The 16,111-nt window shown below is 73.0% G+C and carries 11 protein-coding genes; 6 read left to right on the top strand and 5 right to left on the bottom strand.

What is annotated here, in order from left to right:
• Positions 1-118 precede the first annotated feature (118 nt).
• Positions 119-1,537, top strand: coding sequence for a zinc-dependent metalloprotease (locus DEJ35_RS08840; RefSeq protein ID WP_111123356.1), 1,419 nt, complete (start codon positions 119-121; stop codon positions 1,535-1,537).
• A 60-nt stretch (positions 1,538-1,597) separates the two neighbouring features.
• A complete protein-coding gene (locus DEJ35_RS08835) occupies positions 1,598-2,455 on the top strand; it encodes a TOMM precursor leader peptide-binding protein (protein ID WP_111123357.1) in 858 nt (285 codons plus the stop codon).
• On the opposite strand, the gene DEJ35_RS08830 is transcribed toward DEJ35_RS08835, so the two are convergent.
• Complete coding sequence (locus DEJ35_RS08830; protein WP_181435550.1) at positions 2,346-4,112, bottom strand: ATP-dependent helicase; 1,767 nt, start codon at positions 4,110-4,112, stop codon at positions 2,346-2,348. The two genes, DEJ35_RS08835 and DEJ35_RS08830, sit on opposite strands and share 110 nt — an antisense overlap.
• A complete protein-coding gene (gene nudC, locus DEJ35_RS08825) occupies positions 4,109-5,044 on the bottom strand; it encodes an NAD(+) diphosphatase (RefSeq protein WP_111123358.1) in 936 nt (311 codons plus the stop codon). Before nudC ends, DEJ35_RS08830 begins: the two co-directional genes overlap by 4 nt.
• Positions 5,045-5,160: 116 nt before the next feature.
• Between nudC and DEJ35_RS08820 the strand changes: the two genes are divergently transcribed.
• Positions 5,161-6,159: a phosphotransferase gene (locus DEJ35_RS08820; protein WP_111090644.1), complete on the top strand. Its 999-nt coding sequence runs from the start codon at positions 5,161-5,163 to the stop codon at positions 6,157-6,159.
• Positions 6,160-6,508: 349 nt separating this feature from the next.
• Here the strand turns inward: DEJ35_RS08820 and DEJ35_RS08815 are convergent, their stop codons facing one another.
• Complete coding sequence (locus DEJ35_RS08815; RefSeq protein ID WP_258378454.1) at positions 6,509-9,826, bottom strand: ATP-dependent DNA helicase; 3,318 nt, start codon at positions 9,824-9,826, stop codon at positions 6,509-6,511.
• Complete coding sequence (locus tag DEJ35_RS08810) at positions 9,823-12,978, bottom strand: UrvD/REP family ATP-dependent DNA helicase (protein WP_146244769.1); 3,156 nt, start codon at positions 12,976-12,978, stop codon at positions 9,823-9,825. Before DEJ35_RS08810 ends, DEJ35_RS08815 begins: the two co-directional genes overlap by 4 nt.
• 127 nt (positions 12,979-13,105) lie before the next feature.
• Here DEJ35_RS08810 and DEJ35_RS08805 point away from each other — a divergent pair, with 127 nt between their 5' ends.
• Together DEJ35_RS08805 and DEJ35_RS08800 are read left to right on the top strand one after the other, a co-directional pair.
• Entirely contained in the window at positions 13,106-13,330 is a 225-nt protein-coding gene (locus DEJ35_RS08805) for a DUF3107 domain-containing protein (protein ID WP_110860791.1), read from the top strand.
• Between the two features lie 4 nt (positions 13,331-13,334).
• The gene (locus tag DEJ35_RS08800; RefSeq protein WP_111123360.1) at positions 13,335-13,631 is read left to right on the top strand and encodes a hypothetical protein; all 297 of its coding nucleotides are present in this window, start codon (positions 13,335-13,337) and stop codon (positions 13,629-13,631) included.
• A gap of 37 nt (positions 13,632-13,668) precedes the next feature.
• Here DEJ35_RS08800 and DEJ35_RS08795 read toward each other — a convergent pair whose 3' ends face one another.
• A complete protein-coding gene (locus DEJ35_RS08795; protein ID WP_027464579.1) occupies positions 13,669-14,385 on the bottom strand; it encodes a ferritin-like fold-containing protein in 717 nt (238 codons plus the stop codon).
• Between the two features lie 135 nt (positions 14,386-14,520).
• Here DEJ35_RS08795 and DEJ35_RS08790 point away from each other — a divergent pair, with 135 nt between their 5' ends.
• A complete protein-coding gene (locus DEJ35_RS08790) occupies positions 14,521-16,029 on the top strand; it encodes a DEAD/DEAH box helicase (RefSeq protein WP_071246524.1) in 1,509 nt (502 codons plus the stop codon).
• Positions 16,030-16,111: the final 82 nt, after the last annotated feature.

Genomic DNA, 16,111 nt, shown 5'->3' with positions numbered 1-16,111 from the left:
CGGCAGGGTGGTCGCCCACGTCTCGCGACGGGGCTGTTCGCCCTGGGCGCAGCGCTTCGGGCGTTCCCACGGGGGCATCCCAGGTGCGGCCCCGTGAGCAGCGATTAGCGTAGTCGGCATGCCTGATGAACCACAGCCGGGGCCGGACGACGACTTCCAGGAGATGCTGCGCAAGCTGCTCTCGGGCGAGGGGCAGATCGACCCGTCGCAGCTCGCCGGTGCCGCCGGTCTGCCGAACGACCCGGCCTCCGTGGCGAACCTGATGAGCCAGCTCCAGCGCGCCGCCCAGTCCGGCGGTGACGGCATCGACTTCTCGGCCACCGCCGAACGCGCCACCGCGATCGCTCGCGACGGCGGCCACCCCGTCGACCCGGCCACCTCGCAGGCGGCCGACCAGGCGTTCCAGGTCGCCGCACTGTGGCTCGACGAGGTCACGACGGTCGCCGAACTGACCGCGACCCCGAGTCTCTACACACGTGAGCAGTGGGCCCGGGCGACCGTCCCGGTGTGGACGCAGATCGCCGAGCCGGTGGCCTTCAGCATCGCCGATGCCCTGACCGAGGCGATCGACCAGCGTGCTCCCGAGCAGCTCAAGGCGATGCTCGGCGACGTCTCGAAGGCGATGCGCGGCATCGGCGGTGCGCTGTTCGCGATCCAGCTCGGCCAGGTCGTCGGGCAGCTGTCGAAGGAGGTCGTGTCCGGCGGTGACGTCGGCGTGCCGCTCCTCGACGAGCAGGTCGCAGCGCTCCTGCCCCAGAACGTCGCCGAGTTCGCCGAGGGCCTCGACGTCTCCGAGGACGAGGTCCGCATCTACCTCGCGGTCCGCGAACTCGCCCACGCCCGGCTCTTCCGGTCGGCACGGTGGCTCCGGCTGCACATCATCTCGTCGATCACGGACTACGCACGGGGCATCCACATCCCCTTCGACCGCGTCGAGGAACTCGCGGCCGACATCGACCCGACCAACCAGGAGCAGCTGCGCGACGCACTCGCGTCGGGTGCCCTCATCCCGCCGCGCACCGCCGAGCAGGACGCCGCACTCGCCCGGCTCGAGACGATGCTCGCGCTGGTCGAGGGCTGGGTGGACACGGTCACCGCTGCTGCCACCGTCCGTCTCCCCAAGGCCGGGGCGATCGCCGAGATGGTGCGCCGTCGCCGTGCCGCCGGTGGCCCCGCCGAGTCGGCCTTCGCCACACTCGTCGGCCTCGAGCTGCGGCCGCGTCGTCTGCGTGAGGCCGCGGCGATGTGGCAGCGGGTGACCGACGAGCTCGGTGCCGAGCAGCGCGACGCCCTCTGGTCGCACTTCGACCTCGTGCCGACCTCGGACGACGTCGACGCACCCGATGCCCTCGTCGCACGGCTGCGGAACCCGTCCCAGACCGACGAGGACGACGCGTTCGACAAGGCGCTCGAGGACCTGCTGAACGACTCGACCGGTGCGCGCCCGCACGAGGACGAGTCCGGCCGCGTGGCCGACGACCCCGAGGGTGGAGCGGGCGACGAGCCCGGGAACGACACGGGCGACCAGCCCCGCTGAGTTCTCCACAGATCTCCCTGGTGACCCCACGCGTGCCGCGCACTCCGGCACCGTGGGGTCATGGGCATCCGCATCGATCCGACGCTCGAGTTCGTCTGGCGTGACCCCGCCACCGTCCAGCTCGGGGTCGATCCCCCGCGCGCGGTCGTCGCGGTACCCACCACGGGGGAAGAACGGTTCCTCAACGGGCTCCGACGAGAGACCGGACACGACGTGCTGTCCGGCCTCGCGGCCGCGTCGGGGTGTTCCCCGGAACGTGCTGCCGGGGTGCTCGGTGCCGCGTCGCCCGCGGTGGTCGAGGTCCTGCCCGAGCCGCTCGAACGCATCGAGGTGCACGGCGCCGGTGCCGTCGCCGACACCGTCGCGACGTTCCTGTCCGGCGAGGGCGTGACGGTCAGCCGCACCAACGCGCCCGCCGGAGGGCCGATCGTGCTGCCCGAGCCCGAACCGCGCCTCGCCGTGGTGGTGGCCGACCACGTCGTCGACCCGGCGCTCCGCGCCGCGTGGACCCGCCGGGGCGTGCCGCACCTGGCGGTCGTCGTCGGGGACGGACGTGTCCGTCTCGGTCCGTTCGTCGTGCCGGGAGCCGGGCCGTGCCTCCAGTGCGCTGAGTACGCACGCGTCGACGACGACCCTGCGTGGCCGGCCATCGCTGCCCAGGTGTGGGGGCGGCATCCGTCACCGCTGTCGCCGTGGCGGGCGGCGGCGGTGGCCGCCGCCACGACGCGGATGCTGCTGGAACGGCTCCCGCTCCGGACGCAACGGGCCGAGCCCGACCAGCTCGTCTTCGAGCGCGACGACCTGTCGGTCAGCCGTTCGCCGGTCCGACCCCATCCGCGGTGCGCGTGCCGAGCGCTGCCAGGAACCGACTCGGAGCCCGGGCTCCCCCACGCGTGGAGCCCTGTTGCGACCACGTGATCGTGACGGATCGGCGGGCTCGGGTCAGCCCGACGTAGAACAGGCGTCGTTCCTCGTCCACCTCGGTGTCGGTCGACGCGTGCGAGATCGGCAGGAGACCCTCGGCGGCGCCGGCGATGACCACGTGCGGCCACTCCAGACCCTTCGACGAGTGCAGCGTCGCGAGCGTGACGGCGTCGACCTCGGGCTCGTGGTGCGTCGCCGCACGGTCAACCAGGTCCTGGGTGAATTGCTGCATCGTCGTGCCGGCGGGGGCGTCCTCGGCCAGGCCCATGATCGCCTGCAGCGCTTCCCACTGCTCGCGCACTGCACCGGTGCCCTCCGGCGGCGTCTCCGTCCAGCCGCTGACCTGCAGCACCAGCCGGACCCGTCGGGTCAGCTCGTCGTCGGTCTGCCGGATCGCCTCGCCGCGCATGTGGTGGACGGCGAGCTTGACCTCCGGACGGTTGAAGAACCGGGTGCCTCCCTGCACGCGGTACGGGATTCCGTTCCGGCCGAGTGCGGACTCGAGCGCGGCGGACTGCGCCCCGACGCGGAAGAGCACGGCGCAATCCCCGTGAGATGCTCCGGCCCCGACGAGCTCGGCGATCCGACGGGCGATGGTCTGCGCCTCGTCGCCGTCGTGGACGCAGGCCAGCACGACCGGTTCTGGGCCCGGTTCCTGGCTCTGGGCCACCAGGTCGAGTGCCCCGGGCTGGCCGCGCATCAGCGTGTTGGCCGCGGACACGACCTCGCGGGTGGAGCGGTAGTTCCGCTCGAGGCGCAGGACCGACCCGCGCGGGAACTCCGACCCGAACCCGAGCAGGTAGTCGCTCGAGGCGCCGGCGAACGAGTAGATGGTCTGACTGGCGTCGCCGACGACGCACAGGTCGTCACGGCCACCCAGCCAGGCCCGCAGCAGGTCGTGCTGCACCGGCGAGACGTCCTGGTACTCGTCGACCACGAAGAACCGGTACTGCTGCCGCACGTACGACGCCACGCGGGGCTCGGACTCGACCATGCCGAGGGTCGCCAGCAGGACGTCCTCGAAGTCGAGTTGCCGCCGGTCGTCCTTCAGCCGCTCGTACGCCTTCATCAGGTCGATGACCCGGCGCGGTGTGGTGTCGCGCGGCATCACCCGGTCCGCGGCGGCGGCCTCGTACTCGTCGAGCGAGAGCATCTGCACCTTGCGCCACTCGACCTCGGCGGCCAGGTCGCGGAGCACCGGGGTGTCGACGTGCATGCCGACCGTGTCCGCAGCGTGGGCGATCATCCGCCCCTTGGACTCGACGATCTTGGGGGCGTGCCCGCCGACGGTGTCCGGCCAGAAGTAGCTGAGCTGCGCCATCGCGGCGGCGTGGAAGGTGCGCGCCTGGACCGTCCCGGCACCGAGCGCGCGCAGGCGCGACCGCAGTTCGCCGGCGGCACGGGTCGTGAAGGTCAGCGCGAGGACGTGGTTCGGGGCGTAGGTCCCGGTGGCGACCCCGTAGGCGATCCGGTGCGTGATCGCACGGGTCTTGCCCGTCCCGGCACCGGCCAGCACCGCGACCGGACCGAGCAGGGTACGGGCGACCGTCCGCTGCTCCGCGTCGAGCGCGGCGAGCAGTTCGTCGGGCGACGGTGGCCGGGGCTCGACTGCCCCTGTGCCCGTTGCGCCGCGGGGACCGGTGACGCTCACGGCAGGCCCAGCGGCCCGCCGTACCACTCCTCGATGATGGCGCGGGCGATCGAGGTGCGTCCCGGCAGCAGCAGGGTGTCGCCGGCGCGCTCACGGATCTCGTCGCGCGAGAACCACCGGACGTCCAGGATCTCCACGCCGTCGGGGCGGGCGGTCGTCGGGTCACCGCCGGCTGCACGGGCACGGAAGCCCACCATCAGCGACGCGGGGAACGGCCACGGCTGCGAGCCCAGGTACTCGGGCTCCTCGACGCGGACGCCGGACTCCTCCCAGACCTCGCGGCGGACGGCGTCCTCCAGCGACTCCCCCGGCTCGACGAACCCGGCCAGCAGCGAGTACCGGTCGGCGTCCCACGCGGCGTTGGAACCGAGCAGGATCCGGTCGTCGGCGTCGACGACCCCGACGATGATCGCCGCGTCGGTGCGCGGGAAGAGGTCGTGTCCCTCGGGGTCGCGGCGGACCCATCCGCCGCTCACGACGGCCGTGGGTGAGCCGGTCCGCGGCGAGAAGCCGTGCACGGCGTGCCAGTTGGCCATCGCGACGGCTTCGACCGCCAGGCCCTGGTCGCGTGGCGAGAGCTCGGTGCCGAACATCCGGAGGCTCTGCCAGGCGTCGTCGTCGGGTTCGATGGCGGTGGCCGTCACGCTGTCGATCAGGGCGGCGACGAAGCGGGTACCCGCCGGGGCGTCCGCGGCGTCCGACACCGCACGGCCGAGGTACAGGGTCACGGTCTCGACCGGGATCTCCGTCGCGGCCACGAAGCGCAGGGTGCCGTCGGCGTTCCGGAGCATCTCAGCACCCCGCACCGGCAGGTACCGGGTGTGCTCGTCCTCGCGCAGGACGCGCTCGACGTCGTCGGTCGTGCGGAACTCGGCGTCGCGGTCGAGTTCGTTGCGGGAGAGCGGGAGCCGGGCGGCGAACTCGACGGTCACGGCGGGAGAGCTCCTCGGATCGGGTGCGGACGTGCAGGAGACGTGCGGTGGGCGTGCGGGCCGCCCGACAGCGTGGCGTGCAGCCGTGCACGCTTCACGCGCCTACCCTGAGGGGCATGGCGGGATCCCAGTTCACTCTAGCCGCGTTGGCGACGACGGCCGTTCCAGGTCTCCTCGTCACGGGCACGCGCACGCTCGGCTCGGCCGCGGCCGGCGACTACGAGTCGGCGCTCCTCCGCGACGCCGACGGCACCGAGATCGTCATCCGCCGCCCCCGGAACCAGCGCGCCGAGGCCCGGCAGTCAGCCGACCTCGTCGCCATCCGTGCGCTGAGCGCCGGCATCCGCACGCGGCTGCCGTTCGGCGTCGCCGAGTACCGCGGCCAGGCGCCGATCGGGTCGACGCGCGCCATCGTCACGACCCGACTGGCCGGGACCCACCCGACCCTCGCGTCGCTCGTCGAGCGCCCCGACCTCGCCACGAGTGTCGGCCGTGCCGTCGCCTCGATCCACCAGCTGCCGACGAGCTTCGTCTCCGACGCCGGTCTGCCCTCGCTCACGCCGTTCGAGGTGCTCCGGTCCGCAGTCTCGGTGATGGACCGCGCCGTGGCGACCAAGCTCGTCCCCGCCGCGCTCGTCGAACGCTGGGAGGGTGCCGCTCGCGACCAGCAGTTGTGGCAGTTCACACCGACCGTCGTGCACGGCTCGCTCGGCACCGGCGCCCTGCTCGTCGACGGCGATGCGGTGACCGGGGTCCTCGACTGGGGCGAACTGCGGCTCGGCGACCCGGCGAAGGACCTCGCCTGGGTGCTCGCCGGCCGCCGAGACGCCTTCGACACCGTCCTCAGCGCCTACGAGGCGAACGGCGGCGGACGCGACCGCCAGCTCGCACAGCGTGCACGCGTGCACCACGAACTCGAGACGGCGCACTGGCTGCTGCACGGCGTGCAGGCGAAGAGCACCGAGGTCGTCGACGACGCCGTCTCGATGATGCACCGCCTGGTCGACGCGGTGCACGCCCCGAGCGCGGAACCGCTGCAGTCCGTGTCACCCGAGACGATGGAGATCGGCGAGGTGGAGCAGCTGCTGTCCTCCACCGAACGCCGCCACGGCTGACGCCGCCGCGTTCCGCAGCGCCGCACGGCGGTCACGACTTCCCGCTCAGTTCCGCCGAGCGGTCACGACCCGTCGGTCGCAGCGCGGCCGCCCGACGGTCTGTGACCACTCGTGGTGCATCCTGCGGGGTGTGGTGACCGGTCCCGGCCGCCGACCAGGCAGCTGACGCGACCGTCTGGAGGCCCGATGCCGGCCCGACGGACCGGCACCGCGCCTCCAGGGCGGAGCACGACACGGGCCCAGCGCGACACGGGCGTGGTGCGCGACCGGCGTGGTGCGCGACCGGCGCAGCGCGCGACCGGCGCAGTGCGCGACGGGCGCGGCGCGCCTTCCGCACGACCGCGGGACGTCAGCTGCCGATGGCCTCGGACCACGCACGCTCGAGTCCAGCGCGGTCGAGCAGCTCGGTCGGACGGACCTCGAGGTCGTCGGCGACGAAGTAGAACACCGCGTCGACCTGGTCGAGCGGTCGCCCGGTGAACTCGGCGTAGGCGACGCGGTACAGAGCGAGCTGCAGCGTGCGGCGGGCCAGGTCGTCCGCACCGGACGGCGCCTTGCCCGTCTTCCAGTCGACCACCTCGGCACGCCCGTCGATCTCGTACACGGCGTCGAGCTTGCAGACCACACTGTGCCCGAGGAACGGGATGTGGATCTCCCGCTCGACCTCGATCGGTGTCAGCCCGGCCCACCGGGAGCGGGCGAACGTCGCTTGGAAGTCCGCCAGTCGACGGGCGTCGTCGTCGGTGACCACGGCGTCCGGCGACGCGTCGGCGAGGTCGTCGGCATCGAGGTCGAGCTCCCCGTCCCACACGTCGAGCGTCTCGAGCGCGCCACCGCTCCGCGCACGCTGTTCCACCCACTGGTGGAAGAGCGTGCCGAGCCGGGTGGCGCGGTACGGTCGCTCCGGCATCGGCCGGCGGAGCCGCTCGGCGACGGAGTCGGGTTCGGTCAGGTAGTCCTTGAAACCCGAGGCCGGCACCCGGTGCGGGACGGCGACCGCGTGCTTCGCGTTCCGGGTGGCGTGCCGTTCGGCGAGCAGCAGGTCGATGTCGGCGGCGAAGCGCCCCGCCGCTCCGGGATTCGCGTTCCGCACCCGCTCCGCGGCGGCCAGGACGCGCGGCGCACGCTGCCCGAACGGCACGTGCGGCCAGGTCTGGGTCGCGCCGCTCTCCCCCATCGGGTTCTCGTCGTGCACCGTCGTCTCCGGGATCGCCGCACCGTCGATGACGCCGGCGTCCGCCAGGTCGCGCAGGTAGCGGCTCGGCTCCGTGGGTCGGACCCCGCCGGCCCAGAACGAGCCGGACACCAGCAGGTCGTGCTTGGCACGGGTCAGGGCGACGTAGGTGAGCCGGCGTTCCTCGTCCTCGTTGCGGGCCTTCACCTGTTCCTTGAAGGCGTCGATCGCCGTGGTGACGTCCTTCTGGGTCTCCTGCCCGCGCCATGCGAGTCGTGGCAGCTCGGCGGCGTCCCCGCGGAACTCGTACGGCAGCCGGCCGAACCCGAGCCAGCCGGACGAGCCCTCCTGCGGGCGTGCCGGCAGGCCGCCCTCGACCATCCGGGGCACCGCGACGGCGTCCCACTCCAGCCCCTTGGACCCGTGGATCGTCAGGATCTGCACGGTGCCGGCCTCGGGCTCCTCGGAACGCGGTCCCATGTCGTCACGCCGGGCTGCGGCGTCGATCCACCCGAGGAACGAACCGAGGTCGGCGCGGTCGTCCGTCGAGACGAAGCCGGCGAGTTCGTCGATGAAGGCGTCGAGGTAGGCGCCGCTCCCCTGTTCGTGCGCGGCGACCTCGATGTCGAGCCGCATCTCCTGCACGACGAGCGTCACGAAGTCGACCAGGTCGCTCCCCGCGCGTGACCGGAGCATCGCGAGCTGCCCACCGAGCGCACGCATCCGGCTGCGACCCGCGGCGGTGATGCCCTCGAGCGCGCCGTGCTCGTCGGGCGCGGTCGCGGTCGCGACGAAGTCGAGCGCGTCGACGATCGACCCGTGCTCCCCGGCGGCCACGGAGGCCCGGAACGCCGCGGTCAGGTCGTCGTCGAGCCGCTGCTGGGTGTGGTCGCGCTGGAACAGCCACCGGGCGAGCTGGTGCAGGGCGACGATGTCCGCCGCCCCGACCCGCCACCGGGCACCCGCGAGCAGCCGGATCAGGTCGTTGCCGGCCGCCGGGTCGTGCAGCACCCGCAGGCACGCCACCAGGTCGACGATCTCCGGGCGCTGGAGCAGTCCGCCGGTGCCGAGCACGTGGTACGGCACCCCGCGGGCACCGAGCGCCGCCGTGAACGCCGCGAGGTCCTTCCGCGCGCGCAGCAGCAGCGCCATCGAGCGCGTCGGGTCCTGGCGGCGGTGGTCCTGGAACCACGCCGCGACCTCGTCGGCCTCTTCCGGCAGGGTCTCGGGGAACACCACCCGCACGGTGCCGGCGTCGGCGCCCGGCCGCGGCGAGAGCCGTTCGACGTCGACCTCGGACGCCGCGGACAGCGGCGACACGATCGCGTTCGCCCCCGCGAGCACGTCCACCGGGTTCCGCCAGCTGGTCGACAGCGCGAAGGTGACGGGTTCGGCCACGCCGGGTTCGTCGCCGCCGAAGTCGTGCGGGAACCGGGCGAGGTTCGCGGCACTCGCACCGCGGAACCCGTAGATCGACTGGTGCGGGTCGCCGACCGCCATCACCGAGTGCCCGCGGAACAGCCGGGCGAGGAACCGGGTCTGCACCACCGAGGTGTCCTGGTACTCGTCGAGGAGCACCACCCCGTACCGGCTCCGCAGGTCCGCGACGACGCGTGGGGCCGACTCGGCCGCGGCGAGCGCGAGGGCGATCTGGTCGGAGAACTCCACGAACCCGCGGTCCACCTTCTGACGCCGGAACTCGGCGACCAGGTCGGCCAGGGGTTCGAGGGCGCCGATCGCGGCGACCGCGTCGGTGATCGCCTTGTACGGCTTGCCGCGGTTGCCCGGGAGTTCGAGCAGCTCGGAGAACTCGATCGCGAACCGGCGGAGGTCCTCCGGCTCGACGAGGTGTTCGGAGGTGGCTCCGGCGAGCGCGACCACGGCGGCGGTCAGGGTGTCGACGTCGCGGTCGAGTCCGGCGAGCCGGTCGTCGCGGGCGGCCACCACGACCCGACGGGCGAGCTGCCAGGCCGAGGGTTCGGTCAGCACCTGGGACTCGCCGTCACGGCCGACGAGCAGGGCGTTCTCGCGGAAGACCGCGTTGGCGAAGGCGTTGTACGTCGAGACGGTGGGCGCTTCGAAGGCGTCCCCGGGGGCGATCAGCCCGACGTCCTCGAGCGCGCGGATGCGGTCGTTGATGCGGACGGAGAGTTCACCGGCGGCCTTGCGGGTGAAGGTCAGTCCGAGGACCTCGTCGGGTCGGACGAGTCCGTTGGCCAGCAGCCAGACGACGCGTGACGCCATCGTCTCGGTCTTCCCGCTGCCTGCACCGGCGACGACCAGCGCCGGCACGAGCGGCGACTCGATGACGGCGCGCTGCTGGGCGGTGGGACGGGGGCGGCCGAGGGCGTCGGCGATGGCGTCGGCGCCGTGCCGGATGACGGGCGGAGCAGCGGCAGCCGTGCCGGCCGCGTCAGCCGCAGCAGCCGTGCCGGCCGCGTCAGCCGTGCCGATCGTGTCCGCCGTGTCGGTCGTGTCCGCCGTGTCGCTCACCAGGTCACCTCCGCCACCACGTGGATCCGGCACTCGACCCCGGTCCGGGCCTTCTCGCAGTGGTCGTCCACGTTCGCCACGAACGTCCGGCCGGCCATGCCCCGCGCCACCCCGTGCAACCGCTCGCGGTAGGCCTCGCGCGCCTCGGCGTCGAACGCGTGCTGCGTCCGCTCGGAGAACGCCTGTCCACCGCGGGGGTTCTGGACGAACACCAGCCGGGCGTCGGTCATCGGGGACCCCGCCGGCACACCCTCGACCGCGCCGTCCTCGACCGCGAGTTGGTAGGCGCCGAGCTGCGGGTGTTCCGGCATGTCGTTCTTCTCGCTGGGCATCGAACGGCCGGTCTTCAGGTCGACGACGCTGACCCGGCCCTCGGGGTCGACCTCGATGCGGTCGATGCTCCCCCGGATCCGGGCTGGCCCGGTCACGAGCGCGAACGAGGTCTCGGCGCCGAGCAGTCGGCGCCCGGCGCCGGCGAAGGTGCGGAGGTAGTCGCTCAGCCCCTCGATCATGCGCCGGGTCCGGGCGCGTTCGCGGTCGGCGACCCAGGGCGACTCGAACGTCAGCTCGTCCCACCGCGCCTCGATCCGCTCCCACAACGACTCGACGTCGATCTCGGTGGCGTGCTCCATCGCTTCGTGCACGATCGTGCCGATGCCCATCGCCGGGCTCGGTGCCCCGCCGCCGAAGGTCTGCGCGAACCAGTGCACCGGGCACTCCTCGAAGGTGCCGATGCGCGATGGCGACACCGACACGGCCGGAGCGACGGGCTCGCCGCCCTCGACCTCGGGCGCGGGCTCGGCGTCGAGGTCGACCAGGGGGTCGTCCGTGGTCGGTTCGGCGAGCCCGTACCACTCGTCCGGAGCCGCCCCGGGTACCTCGGCCTCGGCCAGGCGGGCCAGCGCGGACGCGGCCTCGTGGTCGCCCGAGCCCACCACCCGGCGGCGCAGCGACCCGGCGAGCCCACGCAGGGACAGCGGGTGGACGGTCGGCTGCCGGTCCGGCAGCACCGGGACGAGTCGGACGAAGGGTGAGGGCGACTCGTCGTCGTTCGCGACCGTGCCGATGACGACCTGGGTGGTGGCCCGCGACACGGCCCGGGCGAACAGCCGGAGTTCGTCGGCGACCACGGCGGCACGGTCGTCGATGGGCGAACGCTCGACCCCCGCAGCAGCGCGGACCAGGCCGTCCGGGTCGAGCAGACTGCCGCGCACCCGGGTGTTCGGCCAGACGCCGTCCTGCAGACCGAGCACCACGACCACGTCGCACTCGAGTCCGATCGTCGCCGAGGGCGTCAGCACCCGCACCCGGCCGGCGGTCCGGTCGGGGCCGATCGAGTCCTCAGGCAGGTCTGCGCCGAGCAGGTCGTCGACGAAGACCCGCGCGGGGGCGTCCGGCGTGCGCTCGACGAAGCGCTTGGCCGCGGTGAACAGGCCGACGACGGCGTCCAGGTGCCGGTCGGCTTCCCCGGCGCCGACCCCACCGGCGGCGGACTGGGCGCCCCACGACTTCGCGAGACCGCTGCGTTCCCAGAGGCCCCAGAGGATCTCCTCGATGCTCGATCCCGCCTGGGCGTCAGCACGCGCCTGCACCAGGCTCCGGGCCAGCCGGGTCGCCCGTCGTGCGAACCCGGCGTCCACCGTCGCCAGGCGCTCCGGTGCGCCCAGGGCATCGACCAGCAGTTCGTCGGCGGTGCGGCTACCGTCACCCGCGAGTTCCTCGCGCCGCAGTGCGAGCCGGAGCCGGCGCATCGCCAGGGTGTCGAGGCCGCCGAGGGGCCCGGTGGCGAACGCGGTGGCCAGGGCGGCGTCGAGCGGCAGGACGTCGAGCGCCACCGCGGCCGCGTCGAGCAGCGCCCGCGCCGCGGAGTCGTCGCGCGGACGGACGGGCGCGGCACCGGCGGTCGCCGGGACCTCGGCCACGGAGAGCGCCCGGACGAGTTCGGGGATGGCAGCACCGCTGCGGGTGACCACGGCCATCCGGTGCCACGGCACACCGTCGAGCAGGCGGTGTTCGCGCAGTCGACGGGCGATCGCCACGACGAGTGCGGACCGGCTGGCGGCCTCGAGGTGCACGACGGCGTCGGACCGCGCATCCTGGTCGCCCGCCGACGCGCTGCGCTGCCGACCGGCCGCCGCGGTGCCGATGCGACCCGTGACGCCGGTGACCAGGGCGCGGATAGGGGCGGGGTGCCGGTGCACCGCGCCGAGGAACAGCTCGTCGACGCGGTCCACCCCGAGTCGCACGGCCAGTCGACCGAGCACGTCCGGTTCGGCGCCGCGGAACGCCGAGGCGGCGATGTCCGGGTCGCCGAAGGCCACGACCTGCACGCCGGAGCGCGCGAGCGCCCCGAGCAGGGCGATCTCGCCCTCCACCAGCTCCTGCGTGTCGTCGACCACGACCAGGCGAAGGGAGGCGATGCCGGCGGGGAGCTCGTGCCGCAGCACAGCGGCGGTGGCGTACGCCACGAGTTCACCGGAGTCGAGCCCGGTCGGCCGGAACGCGGTGACCGATGCCCGGTAGTCGTCCACGAAGTCGCCGACGGCCCGCCACTCGGGCCGTCCGAGCTCGTCGCCGAGTTCCCGCATGTCGTCGGGCTCGACGCCGGCGGCCACCGCACGCATCATGACGTCGCGCAGGGCGGTGCGGAACCCCGCTCGCTCACGGACGACGGCGGTGATCGGGTCGGGCCAGGCCGGTCCGGCTCCGTCGAGTTCGTGCCCGGCGAGCAGGTCGGCGATGATCCGGTCCTGCTCCCCGCCGGTCAGCAGCGTCGGGGGTTCCTGCCCCTGCACCGACGCCGCGTGGGTGACGATCTGGAACGCCAGTGAGTTCACGGTGCGTGCGAGAGCACCCGGCACGACCCGGTCGACCGCCCGTGCGAGCCGGTCACGCAGGGCGGTCGCGGCCGTCCGCGCCGAGGTCAGGGCGAGGACCGTCGCGTGGCCGTCGGGGGTGATCGCGTCGGGTCGGGCCAGCCGGTCGGCGACGAGCCGTGCGAGCGTGGTCGTCTTGCCGCTGCCCGGTGCACCGATCACCGCAGCGTGACGGCCGTCCGGCAGCGCGAGTACCGCGGCCTGCGAGGGGTCGTCGACCAGAGCGCGCGCGAACCCGGTGTCCTCGGGAGCGGGCATCAGCGTGGTCTGCGGCACGCTCGTACGGTACCCAGGACCGCCGACAGCACCGCTGCGGACGCGCGGTGCACCGGTCGTCACGCCGTCGAGTGCGCCCGCGGCGAACGCCCGTTACCGCACGGGACCGCTCGGATACGCTGTGCTCGTGGACATCAAGATCGGCATCATCAACAGCCCCCGCGAGATCGCCTTCGAGACCGCCCAGACCGCGGACGAGGTCGAGAAGGCCGTGTCCGAGGCGCTCACCGCGCAGTCGACGCACCTGTCGCTGCAGGACGACAAGGGCCGTCGCTTCATCGTGCCCGTCTCGGCCCTGGCGTACGTCGAGGTCGGCGCGGAAGAGGCACGGCGCATCGGCTTCGTCGCCTGACGACGTGGAACTGCTCTTCGCCGTCCTCGGCGGCGTCATCATCGGCGCGGTCGCGCACGTGATCGTGCCGTGGCGGTCGAACCGTGGCGTGCTCGTCGGCCCCGCGGTCGGCGGCATCGCTGCAGCCGTCCTCTGGGAAGCGCTGACCTGGACCGGGTGGCGGTACGACGGCACCTGGATCTGGGTCGTGGCCCTCGTGGGGTCCGGCGTGGTCGCCATCACCGTCGAGTGGCTCCTCGGCACGCAGCGCGAAAAGCACGACGCCGAGTACTACGAGCAGCTCAAGACGCGCGGCGCCTGACCCTCGAGCAATCCTGACGCTCGAGCAGCCTGACCGCTCAGGCCGTCAGACCGAGCGCGTCCATCCGTCGGGTGTGCGCGGCGATGAGTTCGGTCCAGACCGGCTCGAGCCGCTCCTGGTCCTCGCGGGCGTGCGACGCCAGCGCCGACCGGGCGACCAGCAGGGTGTCGCCCACCAGGCGCCGTCCCCACATCGCCAGGCGTGAACCGATCCGCGGGTCGTTCTCGATGTGGGCCGTCAGTTCTTCGACGACCGCTGCTTCCTCGCGCGCGTCGAACACCGAACGCAGCCGCTGCCGCACGTCCGTCGGCAGGGAGCGGAGCAGGTTGCCGAACAGGTCGTTCAGGATGCCGGCCGTCACGTAGCCGGTCAGCATCGACTCGTACCAGTCGGCACCGCTCGTCCGTTCGAGGAACAGGTCGATCGCCTCGCGGTGCGGGGCCATCAGCGCCGCCGGGTCTCCGCCGCTGCGTTCGATCTCGGCCACGATCGTGCGGTGCCGCTCGAGCGCCGTGGTCGCGAGGACCCCGGTGACCAGACGGCCGGAGAGCGTCGGTGCCGAAGCACCGGCTCGTCCCATCGTCTCGTAGACGGAGAGCTGCAGGTACGCGGCCTGCCCCAGGTAGACGTCGAGCTCCGGGGTGACGTCGTCGAGCGCGAGCCGCTTGACCTGCGCGGCTCCGCGCGGGTTCCGCGACGCGAGCCATGCTGCAGCGAGCTGCGCCGCGCGCTTCCGGTTCCACCACGAGACCACCCGACCAGCATAGAGGGCGACTCCCGTGGCACCCGCCGGTCGCCCGCCGGGACGCCCCGACGCACCCCGGAGCGCCCCGGACCACGCGCCCGTCGGTAGACTGGCCGGGACTTCCACCAGAACTAAGGTGATTCTTTGACTTTCTCAGACCTCAACATCGACCAGGACATCGTCGATGCACTGGCCGGCAAGGGCATCATCGAGCCCTTCCCGATCCAGGAACAGACCATCCCGCTCGGCCTGACCGGCCAGGACATCATCGGCCAGGCCAAGACGGGTACCGGCAAGACGCTCGGCTTCGGCCTGCCGCTGATCCAGCGACTCGGTGCCGACCCGGCGCACGGCGTGAAGGCGCTCGTCGTCGTCCCGACCCGTGAACTCGCGGTCCAGGTCACCGAGGACCTCGAGCTCGCGGCCTCGAACCGCCCGACCACGGTCGTCTCGATCTACGGCGGCAAGGCCTACGAGGGCCAGGTGGAGCAGCTCAAGGCCGGTGCCCAGATCGTCGTCGGCACGCCCGGGCGGCTCATCGACCTGCAGCGGCAGCGTCTGCTCGACCTCTCCCACGTGCAAGAGGTCGTGCTCGACGAAGCTGACCGCATGCTCGACCTCGGGTTCCTGTCGGACATCGAGCGCATCTTCCAGGCCGTCCCCGAGGTGCGGCACACGATGCTGTTCTCGGCGACGATGCCCGCGCCGATCGTCGCCCTCGCCCGCCGGTTCATGAGCCGTCCGGTGCACATCCGGGCGACCGACCCGGACGAGGGCCTCATGCAGGCCAACATCAAGCACCTCATCTACCGCGCGCACTCCCTGGACAAGGACGAGGTCATCGCCCGCATCCTCCAGGCCGAGGGTCGCGGCAAGACCGTGATTTTCACCCGCACCAAGCGTGCCGCGGCGAAGCTCGTCGAGGAGCTGAAGGACCGCGGGTTCAACGCCGCAGCGGTGCACGGCGACCTCAACCAGGAGCAGCGCGAGCGCGCGATGGCGGCGTTCAAGGCCGGTAAGCGTGACGTGCTCATCGCCACCGACGTCGCTGCCCGCGGCATCGACGTGGACGACGTCACGCACGTGATCAACCACACGATCCCGGACGACCCGGACACGTACCTGCACCGTGCCGGCCGCACGGGCCGCGCCGGCAAGACCGGCATCGCGGTCACGTTCGTCGACTGGGACGACCTGCACAAGTGGACGCTGATCGACAAGGCCCTCGAGTTCGGCATCCCCGAGCCCGTCGAGACCTACTCGTCGTCGCCCCACCTGTTCGAGGAACTCGACATCCCCAAGGGCACCAAGGGCCGCCTGCCCGGCTCGTCGTCGCACGCCGCCTCGGCGGGCGCTCCCGTCGAGAAGCGCAGCAGCGACCGCCCGGCGTCGGGTTCGCGTGACGCGTCGCGTTCGCGGTCGCGCAGCCGCACCCGGTCAGGAGGCTCGGAGCAGTCCGCCCCGCAGGCTCCGGCCACCGAGTCGGTCGCCCCCACCGCCGCGGCGGGCACCGAGGACGGCTCGGCCGTCGAAGGTGGTTCCACCACCGACGGCGCCGCGAAGCGTCGCCGTCGTCGCCGCCGTCGCGGAGCCGGCACCGGCGATGCCTCGGCGACCGCCTCGGCACCGCAGGGTACGTCGGACGGCGAGTAGCGCCTCCAGACCGAAGGGCCCGTCGCTGACGCGACGGGCCCTTCGTCGTCTCCACCCGCGGACTGGCATCGCGCGCAGCGAC

It is taken from the genome of Curtobacterium sp. MCPF17_051 (assembly GCF_003234595.1).
GTDB classification, from domain to species: Bacteria; Actinomycetota; Actinomycetes; order Actinomycetales; family Microbacteriaceae; genus Curtobacterium; species Curtobacterium flaccumfaciens.
The sequence above is the reverse complement of the archived record's forward strand: the minus strand, read 5'-3'. Positions and strand labels throughout refer to the sequence as shown.